The organism is Pseudomonas sp. RL_5y_Pfl2_73 (assembly GCF_963970515.1).
GTDB lineage: Bacteria > Pseudomonadota > Gammaproteobacteria > Pseudomonadales > Pseudomonadaceae > Aquipseudomonas.
Genome location: NZ_CAXAPD010000001.1, coordinates 203,052 through 220,370 on the forward strand (window position 1 = coordinate 203,052; position 17,319 = coordinate 220,370).

General features: G+C 60.3%; 15 protein-coding genes. 5 read left to right on the top strand and 10 right to left on the bottom strand.

All coding sequences use genetic code 11. From position 1 onward, the window contains the following. Positions 1-146: 146 nt before the first annotated feature. Both AACY42_RS00935 and AACY42_RS00940 read left to right on the top strand, forming a co-directional pair. Positions 147-1,295: an efflux RND transporter periplasmic adaptor subunit gene (locus AACY42_RS00935; RefSeq protein ID WP_339475382.1), complete on the top strand. Its 1,149-nt coding sequence runs from the start codon at positions 147-149 to the stop codon at positions 1,293-1,295. A 13-nt stretch (positions 1,296-1,308) separates the two neighbouring features. Then, entirely contained in the window at positions 1,309-4,335 is a 3,027-nt protein-coding gene (locus AACY42_RS00940) for a multidrug efflux RND transporter permease subunit (protein ID WP_339475384.1), read from the top strand. A 70-nt stretch (positions 4,336-4,405) separates the two neighbouring features. On the opposite strand, the gene AACY42_RS00945 is transcribed toward AACY42_RS00940, so the two are convergent. The 5 genes from AACY42_RS00945 to colR form a co-directional block, all read right to left on the bottom strand. After that, positions 4,406-4,633, bottom strand: a complete 228-nt coding sequence (locus tag AACY42_RS00945) for a hypothetical protein (protein WP_072408671.1) — start codon at positions 4,631-4,633, stop codon at positions 4,406-4,408. 2 nt (positions 4,634-4,635) lie between these two features. Next, positions 4,636-5,346, bottom strand: a complete 711-nt coding sequence (locus AACY42_RS00950; RefSeq protein ID WP_339475390.1) for a lipopolysaccharide kinase InaA family protein — start codon at positions 5,344-5,346, stop codon at positions 4,636-4,638. 4 nt (positions 5,347-5,350) lie between these two features. Next, a complete protein-coding gene (locus tag AACY42_RS00955) occupies positions 5,351-6,019 on the bottom strand; it encodes a class I SAM-dependent methyltransferase (protein ID WP_339475713.1) in 669 nt (222 codons plus the stop codon). A 128-nt stretch (positions 6,020-6,147) separates the two neighbouring features. Continuing rightward, complete coding sequence (locus AACY42_RS00960) at positions 6,148-7,425, bottom strand: sensor histidine kinase (RefSeq protein WP_339475392.1); 1,278 nt, start codon at positions 7,423-7,425, stop codon at positions 6,148-6,150. After that, entirely contained in the window at positions 7,415-8,098 is a 684-nt protein-coding gene (gene colR / locus AACY42_RS00965; protein ID WP_025215158.1) for a two-component system response regulator ColR, read from the bottom strand. The genes AACY42_RS00960 and colR overlap by 11 nt, the downstream gene beginning before the upstream one ends. A gap of 302 nt (positions 8,099-8,400) precedes the next feature. On the opposite strand from colR, the gene AACY42_RS00970 reads away from it, so the two are divergent. Continuing rightward, positions 8,401-9,144, top strand: coding sequence for a phosphatase PAP2 family protein (locus tag AACY42_RS00970; RefSeq protein ID WP_339475394.1), 744 nt, complete (start codon positions 8,401-8,403; stop codon positions 9,142-9,144). A gap of 121 nt (positions 9,145-9,265) precedes the next feature. Here the strand turns inward: AACY42_RS00970 and groL are convergent, their stop codons facing one another. The 4 genes from groL to AACY42_RS00990 form a co-directional block, all read right to left on the bottom strand. Continuing rightward, positions 9,266-10,909: a chaperonin GroEL gene (groL, locus tag AACY42_RS00975; RefSeq protein ID WP_339475396.1), complete on the bottom strand. Its 1,644-nt coding sequence runs from the start codon at positions 10,907-10,909 to the stop codon at positions 9,266-9,268. A 50-nt stretch (positions 10,910-10,959) separates the two neighbouring features. Continuing rightward, positions 10,960-11,253, bottom strand: coding sequence for a co-chaperone GroES (locus AACY42_RS00980; protein WP_003204913.1), 294 nt, complete (start codon positions 11,251-11,253; stop codon positions 10,960-10,962). Positions 11,254-11,497: 244 nt separating this feature from the next. Further along, entirely contained in the window at positions 11,498-11,974 is a 477-nt protein-coding gene (locus tag AACY42_RS00985) for an FxsA family protein (RefSeq protein WP_339475399.1), read from the bottom strand. Between the two features lie 66 nt (positions 11,975-12,040). Next, a complete protein-coding gene (locus tag AACY42_RS00990; protein ID WP_339475402.1) occupies positions 12,041-12,772 on the bottom strand; it encodes a HugZ family pyridoxamine 5'-phosphate oxidase in 732 nt (243 codons plus the stop codon). A 165-nt stretch (positions 12,773-12,937) separates the two neighbouring features. On the opposite strand from AACY42_RS00990, the gene AACY42_RS00995 reads away from it, so the two are divergent. Further along, complete coding sequence (locus AACY42_RS00995; RefSeq protein ID WP_339475405.1) at positions 12,938-13,696, top strand: SDR family oxidoreductase; 759 nt, start codon at positions 12,938-12,940, stop codon at positions 13,694-13,696. A gap of 63 nt (positions 13,697-13,759) precedes the next feature. Here the strand turns inward: AACY42_RS00995 and apbC are convergent, their stop codons facing one another. Further along, the gene (apbC, locus tag AACY42_RS01000) at positions 13,760-14,854 is read right to left on the bottom strand and encodes an iron-sulfur cluster carrier protein ApbC (protein WP_339475409.1); all 1,095 of its coding nucleotides are present in this window, start codon (positions 14,852-14,854) and stop codon (positions 13,760-13,762) included. A gap of 358 nt (positions 14,855-15,212) precedes the next feature. Between apbC and metG the strand changes: the two genes are divergently transcribed. Further along, positions 15,213-17,258, top strand: coding sequence for a methionine--tRNA ligase (gene metG, locus AACY42_RS01005; protein WP_339475412.1), 2,046 nt, complete (start codon positions 15,213-15,215; stop codon positions 17,256-17,258). Positions 17,259-17,319: the final 61 nt, after the last annotated feature.

A 17,319-nucleotide genomic window follows, 5' to 3' on the forward strand; every position in this document is an offset into this window, starting at 1 on the left:
AAAGCACCCTCGGTGCCGAGCACCCTGTTTTTTCAAAAAAATCCCCCGCGCCACGCGCCCGCCAAGATCTGGAATAGCCCGCACACTCGGAGTAATGTGCCCGTCTATCTGTATTTTCTCTCAGCTCTTTTCCAAGGAAGTGGAACATGCTGCGACGCCGCATGCTGATCATGTTGGGTGTTGTCCTGCTGGTGGTGCTGTTGCTCGCCGGCTACAAGGCCTTCTCCGTCTACCAGCAGATCCAGATGTTTTCTGCACCCAAACCGCCGGTGAACGTGGCCGTGGCCACGGCCGCCCAGCAACCCTGGCAGGCTCGTCTGCCCACCGTTGGCAGCCTCAAGGCGCTGCAAGGCGTGGACCTGAGCCTGGAAATCGCCGGGACCGTGCAAAAGCTGCAGTTCCAGTCTGGGCAGAAGGTCAAGGCCGGCCAGCCGCTCCTGCAACTGGACAGTGAAGTCGAAAGCGCCCTGCTGGAAACCGCCGAGGCCGACCTTGGCCTGGCGCAACTGGATTTCGGTCGCGGCCGACAACTGGTGGGCAGCCAGGCGATCTCCAAGGGCGAGTTCGACCGGCTTTCGGCGCAACTGAAGAAGAGCCGGGCCACGGTCAACCAGCTCAAGGCTTCGCTGGCCAAAAAACAGATTCTGGCACCCTTCAGCGGCACCATCGGCATTCGTCAGGTGGACGTGGGCGACTACCTGGCCAGCGGCACGGTGATCGCCACCCTGCAGGACCTCAGCAGCCTTTACGTAGACTTCTACGTCCCTGAGCAAACCGTGCCCAGGCTCGCCGTTGCCCAGTCGGTCAACGTCAGCGTCTCGGCCTATCCCGAGCAAAACTTCGTCGCCACCATCAGCGCGATCAACCCCAAGGTCGAGGACAGCACCCGCAACGTACTGGTGCGCGCCACCCTGGCTAACCCCGACGGCAAGCTGCTGCCCGGGATGTTCGCCAACCTGCAGGTGATCCTGCCGGACGGGGCCGCCGGCATCGTCGTGCCGGAAAGCGCCGTGACCTACACCCTTTACGGCAACTCCATGTACGTGGTGAGCCAGAAGAAAACCGCCGACGGCAATGTCGAGAACGACGACAAGGGCCAGCCGGTCCTGATCGCTGAACGGCGTTTCGTAGAAACCGGCGAGCGACGCGACGGACAGGTGCTGGTTACCAAAGGCGTGCAGAGCGGCGAGCAAGTCGTGATCGCCGGCCAGCTCAAGCTCGATAACGGTACGCCGATCGCCATCAGCGACGACAAGACCCTGACCGAACAGAACAGCCCGCCGCGCGCGGACTGATCAAGGAACCCCCATGGCTTTTACCGATCCGTTCATCCGCCGTCCGGTGCTCGCCACCGTGGTCAGCCTGTTGATCGTGCTACTGGGCTTCCAGGCCTGGAGCAAGTTGCCCTTGCGCCAGTATCCACAAATGGAGAACGCCCTGATCACGGTGACCACCGCCTACCCCGGGGCCAACGCCGAAACCATCCAGGGCTACATCACCCAGCCGATGCAGCAAAGCCTGGCCAGTGCCGAGGGCATCGACTACATGACCTCGGTCAGCCGCCAGAACTTCTCGGTGATTTCGGTCTATGCCCGCATCGGCTCCAACAGCGACCGGCTCTTTACCGAACTGCTGGCCAAGGCCAACGAGGTCAAGAACCAACTGCCCCAGGATGCCGAGGACCCCGTCCTCAGCCGCGAGGCCGCCGATGCCTCGGCACTGATGTACATCAGCTTCTTCAGCAAGGAACTGAGCAACCCACAGATCACCGATTACCTGTCACGGGTGATCCAGCCCAAACTGGCGACCCTGCCTGGCATGGCTGAGGCGGAGATCCTCGGCAACCAGGTCTTTGCCATGCGCCTGTGGCTGGACCCGGTCAAGCTCGCCGGCTTCGGCCTGACTGCCGCCGACGTGACCAATGCCGTGCGTCAGCACAACTTCCTCTCCGCTGCCGGCGAAGTGAAAGGCGAGTATGTGGTCACCAGCATCAACGCCAATACGGAACTCAAATCCGCCGAGGCCTTCGGCGCGATCCCGCTCAAGACCGACGGCGACAGCCGCGTGTTGCTGCGGGACGTGGCCCGCGTGGAAATGGGCGCCGAGAACTACGACAGCATCAGCTCCTTTGGTGGCACACCCTCGGTGTACATCGGGATCAAGGCCACGCCCGGCGCGAACCCGCTGGATGTGATCAAGGAAGTGCGCAAGATCATGCCGGACATAGAGGCCCAGCTCCCGGCCAACCTCAAGGCCGAGATCGCCTACGACGCTACCCTGTTCATCCAGGCCTCCATCGACGAGGTGGTGAAAACCCTGTTCGAGGCGGTGCTGATCGTCATTGTCGTGGTGTTCCTGTTCCTCGGTGCCCTGCGTTCGGTGGTCATCCCGGTGGTGACCATCCCCCTGTCGATGATCGGCGTGATGTTCTTCATGCAGTTGATGGGCTACTCGATGAACCTCCTGACCCTGCTGGCCATGGTGCTCGCCATCGGTCTGGTGGTGGACGACGCCATCGTGGTGGTGGAAAACATTCACCGGCACATCGAGGAAGGCAAGACCCCGTTCGACGCCGCGATAGAAGGAGCCCGGGAAATCGCCATGCCGGTGGTCTCGATGACCATCACCCTGGCGGCGGTTTACGCGCCGATCGGCTTGCTCGAGGGCCTGACGGGCGCTTTGTTCAAGGAGTTCGCATTGACCCTGGCCGGCGCGGTGGTGATCTCCGGGATCGTCGCCCTGACCTTGTCACCCATGATGTGCGCCATGCTCCTGCGCCACGATGAGAACCCCTCGGGGCTGGCCCATCGGCTGGACATGGTTTTCGAGCGCCTGAAGCGCCGTTACCAGCGCATGCTTCACGGCACGCTCAACACCCGCCCGGTGGTACTGGTGTTCGCCGTGATTGTCCTGCTGCTGATCCCGGTGCTGATCATGTTCACCAAGTCCGAACTGGCCCCCGACGAGGACCAGGGCATCATCTTCATGATGGCCAACGCCCCGCAACCCACCAACCTCAACTACCTGAACACGTACACCGATCACTTCATTACCATCTTCAAGGAGTTCCCGGAGTACTACTCCTCGTTCCAGATCAACGGCTACAACGGCGTGCAGTCGGGCATCGGTGGCTTCCTGCTCAAGCCCTGGAACGAACGCAGCCGCACCCAAATGGAAATCCTGCCAGAGGTCCAGGCCAAGCTGGAAAGCGTGCCGGGCTTGCAGATCTTCGGCTTCAACCTGCCCTCGCTGCCGGGCACCGGCGAAGGCCTGCCGTTTGCGTTCGTGATCAACTCGCCGAAGGACTATGCGACGCTGCTGGAAATTGCCGACCGGGTCAAAAAGCGCGCATTGGAATCCGGCAAGTTCGCCTTCATGGACATTGACCTGGCGTTCGACAAGCCCGAAGTCGTGGTGGATATCGATCGCGCCAAGGCCGCCCAGATGGGCGTATCGATGCAGGACCTGGGCGGTACCCTGGCGACACTGCTGGGTGAGGCCGAGATCAACCGCTTCACCCTCGAAGGCCGCAGCTACAAGGTCATTGCCCAGGTCGAACGCCCCTTCCGGGACAACCCGGACTGGTTGAACAACTACTACGTGAAAAATGCCAAAGGTGAATCACTCCCCCTGTCGACCCTGATCAAGGTCAGCGACCGGGCGCGACCGCGACAACTGAACCAGTTCCAGCAGCTCAATGCGGTGACGATTTCGGGCTTCCCTGTCGTGAGCATGGGCGAGGCGATCGAGACCGTCCGCCAGATCGCCCGGGAGGAAGCGCCGGTGGGGTTCGCCTTCGATTACGCCGGGGCGTCGCGCCAATTCGTACAGGAAGGCAGCGCGTTGTGGGTGACCTTTGCCCTGGCACTGGCGATCATCTTCCTGGTACTGGCCGCGCAGTTCGAAAGCTTCCGGGACCCGCTGGTGATCCTGGTGACCGTGCCGCTGTCGATTTGCGGCGCCTTGATTCCGCTGTTCCTCGGCTGGTCGAGCATGAACATCTATACCCAGGTGGGGCTGGTGACGCTGATTGGCCTGATCAGCAAGCATGGGATCCTGATTGTCGAATTCGCCAACCAGCTGCGCAGGGAACAGAACCTGACACCTCGGGAAGCCGTGGAACAAGCCGCGTCGATTCGTCTGCGGCCAGTACTGATGACCACCGCTGCAATGGTGTTCGGCATGGTGCCGCTCATCTTCGCCACAGGCGCCGGGGCGGTGAGCCGTTTCGACATCGGCACGGTGATCGCTACCGGAATGTCGATTGGCACCTTGTTCACGTTGTTCGTGTTGCCTTGCGTCTACACGCTGCTGGCCAAGCCGGACAAGGCCTGACGCTGTGTGGTTTGGAATCCAAAAAAAAAGGCCTCGCACAAGCGAGGCCTTTATCTTGGCTTCATGTCGCTCAACTCTGCGGCCTCATCCCTTGGGACAGGCTGAACATGAACAGCAGCAGATCATCGTCCGGTCGGATCGCCTCGCTGGCCTTGGCCACGCGCGGCAGGGGACAATGCGCCCCCGCACTGGACGCACTGAGGATCTGCGAGCGTGGCTGCTCCCACACAGCCACCGCCATCGATGCAACTGCCAGGGCTCCAACTAAAAACAAACCTCTAGCAATTTCTAATTTCATCGCTATAAACCTTTGATAGCGCTGCCAAACGCCGCCTCGTAAAAGTAGACGAGTTTTTTCCAGTCAACGTCGCTAAACGACGAGTGGCGCCGCAACTGCTTCAGGTCATGGGAGGCTGCACGCTGGGCGGTCAGGCGCTGGCGACACTTCTCAAAATCGAGCAAAGCCACTTCGGCCTTGGCCGCCTCGCCTTCCCCGGTCACGCGTACAAAGACATGTTTGATGTAGATACAGCCATGTTGCCAACGGCCCTTGTGCATGCGCGCCAGGTTTTCAGCCAGCGCCAGGAGGATTTGATCATGCACGGCTTCGCCATGGCGCTCGCGCCCTCCCCCGGCATACCAGTGCTCGATCTCTTCAAATCCTTCCAGTGCCTGGGTCACCAGCAGCGCACGCCACTTGTGAACCGGGTCCCGCTGGGCGCTACAGAAAATGAGCTGGGGGACGCGAACACCCAATCGGGTCAACGCCAGAAGTGCGTCTTGCTCGCGCAGCACCGTCGGTCTACCGAATGGGTGCAACCAGCTGCGATAAATATGTCCGGTCTGACGCTTGGCATAAAGCAGTTTGCCGTCCTTGCTCTTGATACGTTGTACGCCGCTTTCACCGCCGCGACGTACATTGGGCTCTTCCACCCACTCACCCTGCTGACTCCAGAAATGTTCAAAGTCACCGGGGAAAACCGTTGATCCCTCTACTGCCTGCACACCCATGCCTTTACCTCTTGCGTAATACATAAACTCGCCACATGGCATAGAGCGGTAGAAAATCCAGTCGTTCCTGAATGCGAAACCCTGCCTGCCGAAACTCCTCCTCTATTGTAGCCACCGGTAACACAAATCGATTCTGGTAGCCTTTTTGCCCACGAGTGCGTTCCTGGCGCTTGCGCTTCCAGGCCTTGAAATTGCCATCGACCCACAACGAAACGATCACGCTGTCGCGGCTGACACGCTGGAATTCCCTAAGAATCGCCCGTCGATGCGCGGGTTCACCAATGTGGTGCAACAGGCGCATGCAAAAAATGCTGTCGACGGCGTTATCAGGCAAGGCGATGTCGAACGCAGAAGTGTGCAAGGGTTGTACCCGTTTCACAACATCGGCCGGTTGAGCCTCCATTGCGGTCTTGAGCATGGCCTCGGAATTGTCCGCGCCAATGATGACCCGGTTCAGTTTTTCGGCCAACAAGGGCCAGAAGCGCCCGGCACCGCACGGCAAATCCAACACCAAGCCTGGATCACCCACGAGTGCCAATGCGCGTCGTGCCAGTTGCTGGTCTCGCCGGTTGGAAAGACGGCGACTCAAGCTGCTTCGATGTTTATCGAAGTACCTCTGGGCATGCTGCTCATCGTACTTTTCGGAGAAATCGAGTTTGATAGGGTCGGGCATCGATGGGAGCCTCCATGAGTGAATAGCTCCCACCTTATGAATCAACATGTCAGGGTCAGGTCATCTCGTTGTGAAAACTTTGTCATGTAAATGACCGAGTCTTTACAGGATTTTTCCAACCTGAGCGATCATGCCTTCGGATTCAGCTCCACCTCGAAACGGCAACCATTGGGCTCCATCGTGCTGAGACTCACCGTCCAGCCCTGGTTCTCGCAAATCCGTTGCACCAGTGACAGCCCCAACCCCAGCCCCTCGCCGCGCTTTTCGTTGCCGCGCACGAATGGCTCGAACATCGCCTCGCGCTTCTCCTCCGGGATGCCTACGCCGCTGTCCTCGACCACGAAGCCGGTAGCAGACAACGAGAGACGGATGAACCCCCGGTCGGTGTAGTGCAAGGCATTTCGCAGCAGGTTGCCCATGACGGCGGTCAGGAACGTGGCGTTATACAGGGTGTCGAGGGTTTCCCCCGGTTCGAAGATCAGCGTCAAGCCTTTGGATTCGATGGGGTCGCGCCACACCCCGAGGAGATTTTCAGCCACCGGTGCAAGGCTCAGCCGAGGCGACATGCCGTTGTCTTCGCGCTGGGCCCTGGCGAGCATCAGGAAGGTTTGCACCAGTTCGCGCATTTCTTCACTGGCCCGATTGATACGCTCGGCCTGCGTGCGGCCGCGCGGGTCCAGTGCTGGGTTTTCCAGCAGCAGTTCGCAAGAAGTCGCCAGGACCATCAAGGGCGTGCGCAACTCGTGACTCACGTCGCTGGTGAACAGTCGTTCACGGCTCAGGGCCTGGCGCAAGCGCCCCAGTGTTGCGTCGAATGCCACGGCCAGTTCACCGACTTCATCGGCAGCATAATCCGGGGCCAGCGGCGGAGCCAAACCCAGGAGCTGATCGCGATGGCGCACTTGCCGGGCCAGGCGAACCACCGGCGCTATCACCCGGCGTGCCAGGACCCAGCCTAAAAATACCGCCAGTGCCAGGCTGAGCACAAAGCCCACCAGCACCACGGCGAACAGCACCCGCTCGCGCTCTTCGAAGTCGCTCTGGTCCTGCAGCAACACGTAATGCCGACCGTCAACGATCTCGACCATGGCGTGATACGACAACTGCTCGCGAAACACTTCGTGGAAACCACGCTCCAGATGGCGCAGGTCCTTGGGCAACTCGAAGTCACCTGGACCACCGCTGAAATAAAACAATTGGTCGGGTTCCGGGCGATGGTTCCAGTCCGAGACACTGTCCATCAACAGCAAGCGTTGCAGATCGCCGCCAAGCCCGGCAGAAATCAGTTTCTCTTCAACCAAGTGGACCGTCGCTACGATACCCATGGCGAAAGCGCCAGCCACCAATGCGCTCATCAGCGCAAAGGCGATGATGATCCGTTGGGCGAGGCTCTGCTTAAACTCCATCCCGACCCTCGGCCAAGCGATAGCCGACGCCATGTACGGTGTGCAATAACGGTTTGTCGAACGGCTTGTCGATTACCTGGCGCAGTTGATGGACGTGGCTGCGCAGGCTGTCGCTGTCCGGGCAATCATCGCCCCACAACGCTTCTTCGAGGATTTCTCGACGCAGCACGTGAGGACTTTTCTGCATCAGTACCGCCAGCAGCTTGAGGCCTACAGGGTTGAGCTTGAGCAGCTTGCCTTCACGCGTCACTTCCAGGGTATCGAGGTCGTAGCTCAGGTCGCCGACCTGCAAGGCTCGGCGGCCACCGCCCTGGGCCCGACGCATGACGGCTTCGATCCGCGCCGCCAGCTCCGACAGGGCAAACGGTTTGATCAGGTAGTCATCGGCCCCGGACTTGAAGCCCTGCAGACGATCGTCCAACTGATCCCGGGCGGTGAGCATGATCACCGGCGTATCACGCCGGGCGTCTTCGCGCAGGCGCTTGCACAAGGTGTAGCCGTCGATGCCCGGCAGCATGATGTCGAGCACGATCAGGTCGTAGTGTTCGGTCGCGGCCAGGTGCAACCCCGACAAACCGTCCTGGGCACAATCGACGGTGTAGCCCTTGAGCCCCAGGTAATCGGCCAGGTTGGCCAGGATGTCTCGGTTGTCTTCGACCAATAAAATTCGCATGGGCACCTCTGCGTACACAGTTAACGGCCATCTTGGCCCGCGCAGCTTACGGCCAAGTCTGGCTTACGGCTAGGATTGTATCGGCTGTAGGCGCGAGCTTGCTCGCGATAGCGGTGGGTCAGCCGGCATCAATGCTGGATCGACGCTTTCGCGAGCAAGCGCCCACAAAGGTTGAGTGAGCCCAGGAGCAAGACTGTGCGGGCATTGACGAGTTTTTCACCCAACATTCACACCGCCCCGACGCAACGCAGACCAGACTGCGCGACGCGTTGCTTACGAAAACCTCCACCAAAGGTACTGCCATGGTCTCCACCGCCATCCGCCCTGCTTCCAGACCCCTGAATTTCTGGGTTGCCCTGGGCCTGCCTGCCGTTGTCGCAGCGACGCTGGTGTTGCTGGAGTTGACCACGCTGGACATGGACGTGGCCAAGCTGTTTTACGACCCGATGTCGGGTGGATTCATCGGTCGGCACAGTTTTTTTCTGGAAGACATCCTGCACGATCGAGCCAAACAGGTGGTTATCGTATTCTCCGTGCTGGCGGTCGTGGGACTCATCAGCTCGTTCTTCATCACCCGGCTCAAACCGTTCAAGCGCGAACTCGGTTGCCTGGTGCTGTCCCTGGCACTGGCGACGTCCTTCGTCACGCCGATGAAAGCGGTGACGGCGGTGCAATGCCCCTGGAGCCTGAAAGAATTCGGCGGCAAGGAAACCTATAGCGAGCTGCTGAGCCCACGTCCGGCCACGAACAAACCCGGTCGATGCTGGCCCGGCGGTCACGCCGCCACCGGGTTCACGCTGTTTGCGCTGTTCTTCGTCCTGCGCGACCGCCGCCCGCGCCTGGCCCGTCAGGTCCTAGTATTCGCTTTTACTTTGGGAACAGTCTTCTCCGTGGGTCGGATGATGCAAGGGGCGCACTTCTTTTCCCACAATGTGTGGACGGCGGTGTTCTGTTGGCTGATCTGCCTGGGGTGTTACTACTACATCCTGTACCGACCGGCCGTCATGGCTGATCGCGTAGCATTGAGCCAGCCCGTCGACGCCTGAAAAGCGCCCCGGACAAACCCTGTGGCAGTTGGGTCCAGCTCAATGCTGGGATAAACCCAAGGCAAAAAAAACCCCGCTTGCTTTCGCAGGCGGGGTTTTTCGCTACAGGGGTAAGGCTGGCTTACATCATGCCGCCCATGCCACCCATGCCGCCCATGTCTGGCATACCGCCGCCAGCTGGAGCGTCTTCCTTGATTTCAGCGATCATCGCCTCGGTGGTGATCATCAGGCTGGCAATCGACGAAGCCGCTTGCAGAGCCGAACGAGTCACTTTGGCTGGGTCCAGGATACCCATTTCGATCATGTCGCCGTATTCGCCGGTAGCAGCGTTGTAACCGTAGTTACCCGAACCCTGCTTGACCTTGTCGACCACAACGCTTGGCTCGTCGCCGGAGTTTGCAACGATCTGGCGCAGCGGTGCTTCAACAGCACGACGCAGCAACTGGATGCCCACGTTCTGGTCATCGTTGTCGCCTTTGAGTTCGCTGATGGCTTGCAGGGCACGAACCAGTGCCACGCCACCGCCAGGTACCACGCCTTCTTCGACGGCTGCGCGGGTAGCGTGCAGGGCGTCTTCAACGCGGGCTTTCTTCTCTTTCATTTCAACTTCGGAACCAGCGCCAACCTTGATCACTGCAACGCCGCCAGACAGCTTGGCCAGGCGCTCTTGCAGTTTTTCACGGTCGTAGTCGGACGAAGTCTCGGCCACTTGTGCGCGGATCTGAGTCACGCGAGCCTGGATATCAGACTCGACGCCGGCACCGTCGATGACGGTGGTGTTTTCCTTGGACAGGATCACGCGCTTGGCGTTACCCAGGTGCTCCAGGGTGGTGCTTTCCAGGCTCAGGCCGATCTCTTCGGAGATAACGGTACCGCCGGTCAGTACGGCGATGTCCTGCAGCATGGCCTTGCGACGGTCGCCGAAGCCTGGTGCCTTGACGGCAGCGACTTTAACGATGCCACGCATGTTGTTCACGACCAGGGTCGCCAGGGCTTCGCCTTCAACGTCTTCAGCCACGATCAGCAGTGGGCGGCCGGCTTTGGCAACGGCTTCCAGCACTGGCAGCATTTCGCGGATGTTGGAGATTTTTTTGTCGACCAGCAGGATCAGCGGGCTCTCAAGCTCGGCAACCATGGTGTCCGGCTTGTTGACGAAGTACGGCGACAGGTAGCCACGGTCGAACTGCATGCCTTCTACAACCGACAGTTCGTTTTCCAGGCCCGAGCCTTCTTCAACGGTGATCACGCCTTCTTTACCGACTTTTTCCATGGCTTCGGCAATGATGTCGCCGATGGAGTTGTCGGAGTTGGCCGAGATGGTGCCGACCTGAGCGATGGCCTTGGTGTCAGCGCATGGCTTGGACAGGGCTTTAAGCTCTTTGACGATGGCGATGGTCGCCTTGTCGATGCCGCGCTTGAGGTCCATCGGGTTCATGCCGGCAGCGACAGCCTTGAGGCCTTCGTTGACGATCGATTGAGCCAGAACGGTCGCGGTGGTGGTGCCGTCACCGGCGTCGTCGTTGGCACGGGAGGCAACGTCTTTGACCAGCTGCGCGCCCATGTTTTCGAAACGGTCTTTCAGCTCGATTTCTTTGGCTACGGAAACGCCGTCCTTGGTGATGGTCGGAGCGCCGAAGCTCTTCTCGATGATCACGTTACGGCCTTTAGGGCCCAGGGTCGCTTTTACTGCGTCAGCCAGGACGTTGACACCGGCGAGCATTTTCTTGCGGGCGGAATCGCCGAATTTAACTTCTTTAGCAGCCATGATCGATAATCCTTAAATACTTTGTAGTAACGGGAAAATGAGCGGGGGAATCAGCCTTCCAGGACAGCGAGGATTTCGTTCTCGCTCATCACCAGCAGGTCTTCGCCGTCGACTTTCACTGTGTTGCTGCCGGAGTAAGGGCCGAACACAACCTTGTCACCCACTTTCACGGCCAGTGCACGCACTTCACCGTTTTCCAGTGCCTTGCCTGGGCCTACAGCGAGAACTTCACCGTGGTTGGCTTTTTCAGCAGCCGAACCTGGCAGGACGATACCGCCAGCGGTTTTCTTCTCTTCTTCGCTGCGACGGATGACGACGCGGTCATGCAGAGGACGAAGCTTCATTGTCGATCTCTCCTAATTTTTGGTTTTCATCGGCCGGTGTAGTCCCGGCGGGTTTAACAAAGCCGGCAGAGCCGGGTGCGGTTCGTCAGTCGAACCGCGGAAGTCTGTCCGGTGTCGCCACCGGAAACCTTGCGGTGACCGTTACATAAGGGCGTACAAGTGAATTACAAGGGTGGGGGTAGAATTTTTTTTACTTCACGCAGCCAAAACGAACACGGCGCCCGATGGCGCCGTGGTGAGGATTTTACTTGGAGTCGCGGTGTTCGAATTCGCCTTCGATCACGTTGGGCTCGCGGCCCAAAGGCTCGCGCGGGGCCGGACCGCCGCGGGGCTGGAGGTCATCGGCGAAGGCGCGCTGACGCATCGCCTGCTCTTCGGCGCGCTGGCGCATTTTATTGGCCAGCAACCGACGGGTGAACGGCAACAGCATGACCAGGCCCAGCACGTCGCTGATAAAACCTGGAAGGATCAACAGGCCGCCACCCAGGGCCAGCATCAGGCCTTCGAGCATGGTCTGGGCGGGCAGCTCGCCACGGTTCAGGCTTTCACGGGCACGCAACGCCGTGGCCAGGCCGGCAATGCGCAGCACGAGCACGCCGAGCATCGAGCCGAGAATGACCAGCAGCAGCGCCGGGAAAAACCCGATCGCACCGCTGACCTTGACGAATACGAACAGCTCCAACACCGGGAACAGCAGAAAGAGCAACAAAAAAGGGCGCATCAAATGGTTCCTCAACGCAAGAATGCCTTGCTATGAAACCCTAAATGACGTCGCCCTTTCGTGAATTCAAGCGTCGAGCTCGGCATTTTTCGGCCATTGCTCGGCGTGAGCCAGATAAACCAAGGCTTCGCGCACTTGTGTCGGGGTGTTGCAAGGCGTCGGAAAAGCCAGCCAGTACAGGCCTTGGCCTATACGCAGGTGCATGCCTTCGCTGTCGATGCCCACCAATTGCGCCGGTTCGCTTTTCGGCAGGCCGGCCAGCTCCACGTAATGGGCAATGGCCTTGGCGTGATCGGCATTCATGTGCTCGATCATGCTGGTTTCGGCTTTGTTGGCGAAAGGATTGGCCAGGGTGAGCTGGTCGATCCAGTGGATAGCGCCAAAGCCGCCAATGTAGCGATGACGCACCGGGTCGAGCACCCAGAAATCGAAATCATGGGCCTTGTGGTAGTTCTGCGAATCAGGGAAATAGCGGTAGTAACGCTCGGCGGCAGCCTCGATGGCGGTACTGTCTTCGAGTTGGCGGGCCTCGGCCAGGTAGGTCAGGCGCCCCACGGCTTGTACATCCTCGGCGCCCCGCTCGCCCACCAGCATCGAACACTTAGGGTCTTTTTGCAGATTATGAGTGTGCTGGGCGATACGGCTGATCAGGATCAGTGGTCGGCCTTGTTCGTCCAGGCAATAGGGCACCACGGAGCCGAACGGAAAGCCAGGCATGGATTTGGAATGAGTGGCGAGCACTCCACGGTACTCCTTGAGCAGCAGTTCCCGGGCGTGCTTGTCAGCTTCAACGCTCAATTTATGACTCCTTTTATGAAATTCGTCTAGAAAACGGTCAGGAGACTGGAGTAATGTTCCGGTACGCCTATGGGACAGTTCTCGCGTGCAGTCGGGCTACACCGTTGCAAATCGAGAGACCTCCCAAAAGGTCCCCCTCCACCGCTGCGCCACCTGGACATGAGCATGCAACTCACTGACAAAGTAATCATTATCACCGGCGGTTGCCAGGGCCTGGGCCGCTCCATGGCTGAGTATCTCGCGGGCAAAGGTGCGAAGCTCGCCCTGGTGGACCTCAACCAGGAAAAACTCGACCAGGCGGTTGCTGCGTGTGTAGCCAAGGGCGTCGAAGCCCAGGCGTACCTGTGCAACGTTGCCAGTGAGGAGCAGGTCAGCGACATGGTCGCCCGGGTCGCCGAGGACTTCGGCGCGATCCACGGCCTGATCAACAACGCCGGGATCCTGCGTGACGGCCTGCTGCTCAAGGTCAAGGACGGCGAAATGACCAAGATGAGCCTGGCCCAGTGGCAGGCCGTGATCGACGTCAACCTCACCGGTGTATTCCTGTGCACCCGTGAAGTGGCGGCGAAAATGGTCGAGCTGAAGAACAGCGGCGCCATCATCAATATCTCGTCGATCTCCCGCGCCGGCAACGTCGGCCAGACTAACTACTCGGCGGCCAAGGCCGGTGTAGCCGCTGCCACCGTGACCTGGGCCAAGGAACTGGCACGCTACGGCATCCGTGTCGCCGGCATCGCACCGGGTTTCATCGAAACCGAGATGACCCTGGGCATGAAGCCCGAGGCCCTGGAAAAAATGACCTCGGGGATCCCGCTCAAGCGCATGGGCAAACCTGAGGAGATTGCTCATTCGGCGGCGTATATTTTCGAGAACGACTATTACACCGGTCGGATCCTGGAGATGGATGGCGGGTTGCGGATCTAAACCCAGCGCATAACAAATGTGGGAGCACAGGCTTGCTCCCACATGGAATTGCAGTTCAGTCGATCAATCGTCGCTCATAGTGATGTTCGGCATCGCCGGTGACGCAGCCTCTTGCAACACGATCCGCGCGCCCACGTGGCGGGCCAATTCCTGATAGACCATGGCGATCTGGCTGTCCGGTTCAGCGATGACCGTCGGCTTGCCGCCATCGGCCTGTTCGCGGATCAGCATCGACAGCGGCAGCGAAGCCAGCAATTCGACGCCGTATTGGCTCGCCAGTTTTTCCCCGCCGCCTTCGCCGAACAAGTGCTCGGCATGCCCGCAGTTCGAGCAGATGTGCACGGCCATGTTCTCCACCACGCCCAACACCGGGATGTTGACCTTGCGGAACATCTCCACACCCTTGCGCGCGTCCAGCAAGGCCAGGTCTTGAGGCGTGGTAACGATCACCGCACCGGCCACCGGGACTTTCTGCGCCAGGGTCAGTTGGATATCGCCGGTGCCCGGTGGCATGTCGATCACCAGGTAATCCAGGTCGCCCCACGCGGTTTGCGTGACCAGTTGCAGCAAGGCACCGGAAACCATCGGCCCACGCCAGACCATCGGCGTGTTGTCGTCGGTCAGGAAGGCCATGGACATGACCTCCACGCCATGGGACTGGATCGGCACGAACCACTTCTGGTCCTTGACCTGCGGCCGGGTGCCCTCGGCAACACCGAACATGATGCCCTGGCTCGGACCGTAGATGTCGGCATCGAGAATCCCGACCTTCGCCCCTTCACGGGCCAGCGCCAGGGCCAGGTTGGCCGCGGTAGTGGACTTGCCCACGCCGCCCTTGCCCGAGGCCACAGCGATCACGTTCTTGACGTTCGCCAGCCCCGGGACCTGAGCCTGAGCCTTGTGAGCGGCGATCACACAGGTAATGTCGACTTTGGCGGCGCTCACCCCGTCCAGGGCCTCGATCGCCATTTGCAGCATCTGCGCCCAGCCGCTCTTGAACAGGTCGGCGGCGTAGCCGATTTCCAACTGGACACTGACGCGATCGCCCTGGATGTCGATGGCGCGCACGCATCCGGCGCTGACCGGGTCCTGGTTCAGGTAAGGGTCGGTGTACTGGCGAAGGACGGTTTCTACCGCTGCGCGATTGACGGCGCTCATGGGCAACTCCGATAGCAAGACTTGAAAACAGGCCGCTATCCTACGCCGCGCGCTCCCGCGTGGCGACCCGATTAAGGGCGACGAACCCTCTTGTGACGAGGGAGCTTGCCCCCGCTCGACCCTGTAGAAGCTGTGTAGGAGCTGTCGAGTGCAACGAGGCTGCGATCTTTCCCCAGCCAATTGAATCCCAAGCGAAAGATCAAAGATCAAAAGATCGCAGGCTTCGCCAGCTCCTACAGGGCCCAGCGGGAGCAAGCTCCCTCGCCACGGATTCGGTGGGAAACAGGCCGGCAGGGTGAAATATATTTCCCAGCGCTTTATAGTGGCCGACCTCCGTTTCATCAAGTAGCCGAGCCCCATGTCCGAGCCACGCAAGATCCTCGTCACCAGCGCCCTGCCCTATGCCAATGGTTCGATTCACCTCGGCCATATGCTGGAGTACATCCAGACCGATATGTGGGTGCGCTTCCAGAAGCATCGCGGCAATCAATGCATTTATGTCTGCGCCGACGACGCCCACGGTTCGGCCATCATGCTGCGCGCAGAAAAGGAAGGCATCACCCCGGAACAACTGATCGCCAACGTCCAGGCTGAACACAGCGCCGACTTTGCCGAGTTCCTGGTGGACTTCGACAACTTCCACTCCACTCACGCCGAAGAAAACCGTGAGCTGTCGAGCCAGATCTACCTGAAACTGCGTGACGCCGGACACATCGCCACCCGTTCGATCACCCAGTATTTCGACCCGGAAAAGAAAATGTTCCTGGCCGACCGCTTCATCAAGGGCACCTGCCCGAAATGCGGCACTGAAGACCAGTACGGCGATAACTGCGAAAAATGCGGCGCCACCTACGCACCGACCGACCTGAAGGACCCGAAATCGGCGATTTCCGGGGCGACACCGGTGCTCAAGGACTCCCAGCACTTCTTCTTCAAGCTGCCGGACTTCCAGCAGATGCTGCAAGCCTGGACCCGCAGCGGCACCCTGCAGGACGCCGTCGCCAACAAGATCGCCGAATGGCTCGATGCCGGCCTGCAACAGTGGGACATTTCCCGCGATGCGCCGTACTTCGGCTTCGAGATCCCCGACGAACCCGGCAAGTATTTCTATGTGTGGCTGGACGCCCCGATCGGCTACATGGCGAGTTTCAAGAACCTGTGCGACCGCACGCCGGAGCTGGACTTCGACGCGTTCTGGAGCAAGGACTCCAGCGCCGAGCTGTATCACTTCATCGGCAAGGACATCGTCAACTTCCACGCGCTGTTCTGGCCCGCCATGCTCGAAGGTGCCGGCTTCCGTAAACCGACCGGCATCAATGTCCACGGCTACCTGACCGTCAACGGCCAGAAAATGTCCAAGTCCCGCGGCACCTTCATCAAGGCCCGGACCTACCTGGACCACCTGTCCCCGGAATACCTACGCTACTACTACGCGGCCAAGCTCGGCCGCGGCGTCGACGACCTGGACCTGAACCTCGAAGACTTCGTACAGAAGGTCAACTCCGACCTGGTGGGCAAGGTCGTCAACATTGCCAGCCGTTGCGCCGGCTTCATCCACAAGGGCAACGCCGGAGTCCTGGTCGCTGGCAACGCCGCGCCGGAACTGACCGACGCCTTCCTGGCGGCGGCGCCAAGCATCGCCGAGGCCTACGAGTCCCGCGACTTTGCCCGTGCCATGCGCGAAATCATGGCCCTGGCCGACCGCGCCAATGCCTGGATCGCCGACAAGGCGCCCTGGTCCCTGGCCAAGCAGGAAGGCAAACAGGACGAAGTCCAGGCGATCTGCGCCCTGGGCATCAACCTGTTCCGCCAACTGGTGATTTTCCTCAAGCCGGTGCTGCCGCTGCTGGCCGCCGATGCCGAGGCGTTCCTCAACGTCGCGCCGCTGACCTGGAATGATCATCAGACGCTGCTGAGCAACCATCAGTTGAACGCGTTCAAGCCGTTGATGACCCGTATCGACGCCACCAAGGTGCAAGCCATGACCGACGCCTCCAAGGAAGACCTGGCCGCCAGCCAGACCGACACCGGCGCGCCTGCCGGGAACGGCGAACTGGCCAAGGACCCGCTGTCGCCGGAAATCGAATTCGACGCCTTTGCCGCCGTTGACCTGCGTGTGGCGCTGATCGTCAAGGCCGAGGCCGTCGAAGGCGCCGACAAGCTGCTGCGCCTGACCCTGGACATTGGCGACGAACAACGCAACGTGTTCTCCGGCATCAAGAGTGCCTACCCGGACCCGGCCAAGCTCGAAGGTCGGTTGACGATGATGATCGCCAACCTCAAGCCGCGAAAAATGCGCTTTGGTATCTCCGAAGGCATGGTGATGGCGGCAGGCCCTGGCGGCGAGGAAATCTACCTCTTGAGCCCTGACAGCGGTGCCAAGCCGGGCCAGCGGATCAAGTAACACGAGCGCTTGCGGCACCGATCCCACAGTTGCCTTGCAGGTGACTGTGGGATTTTCATAT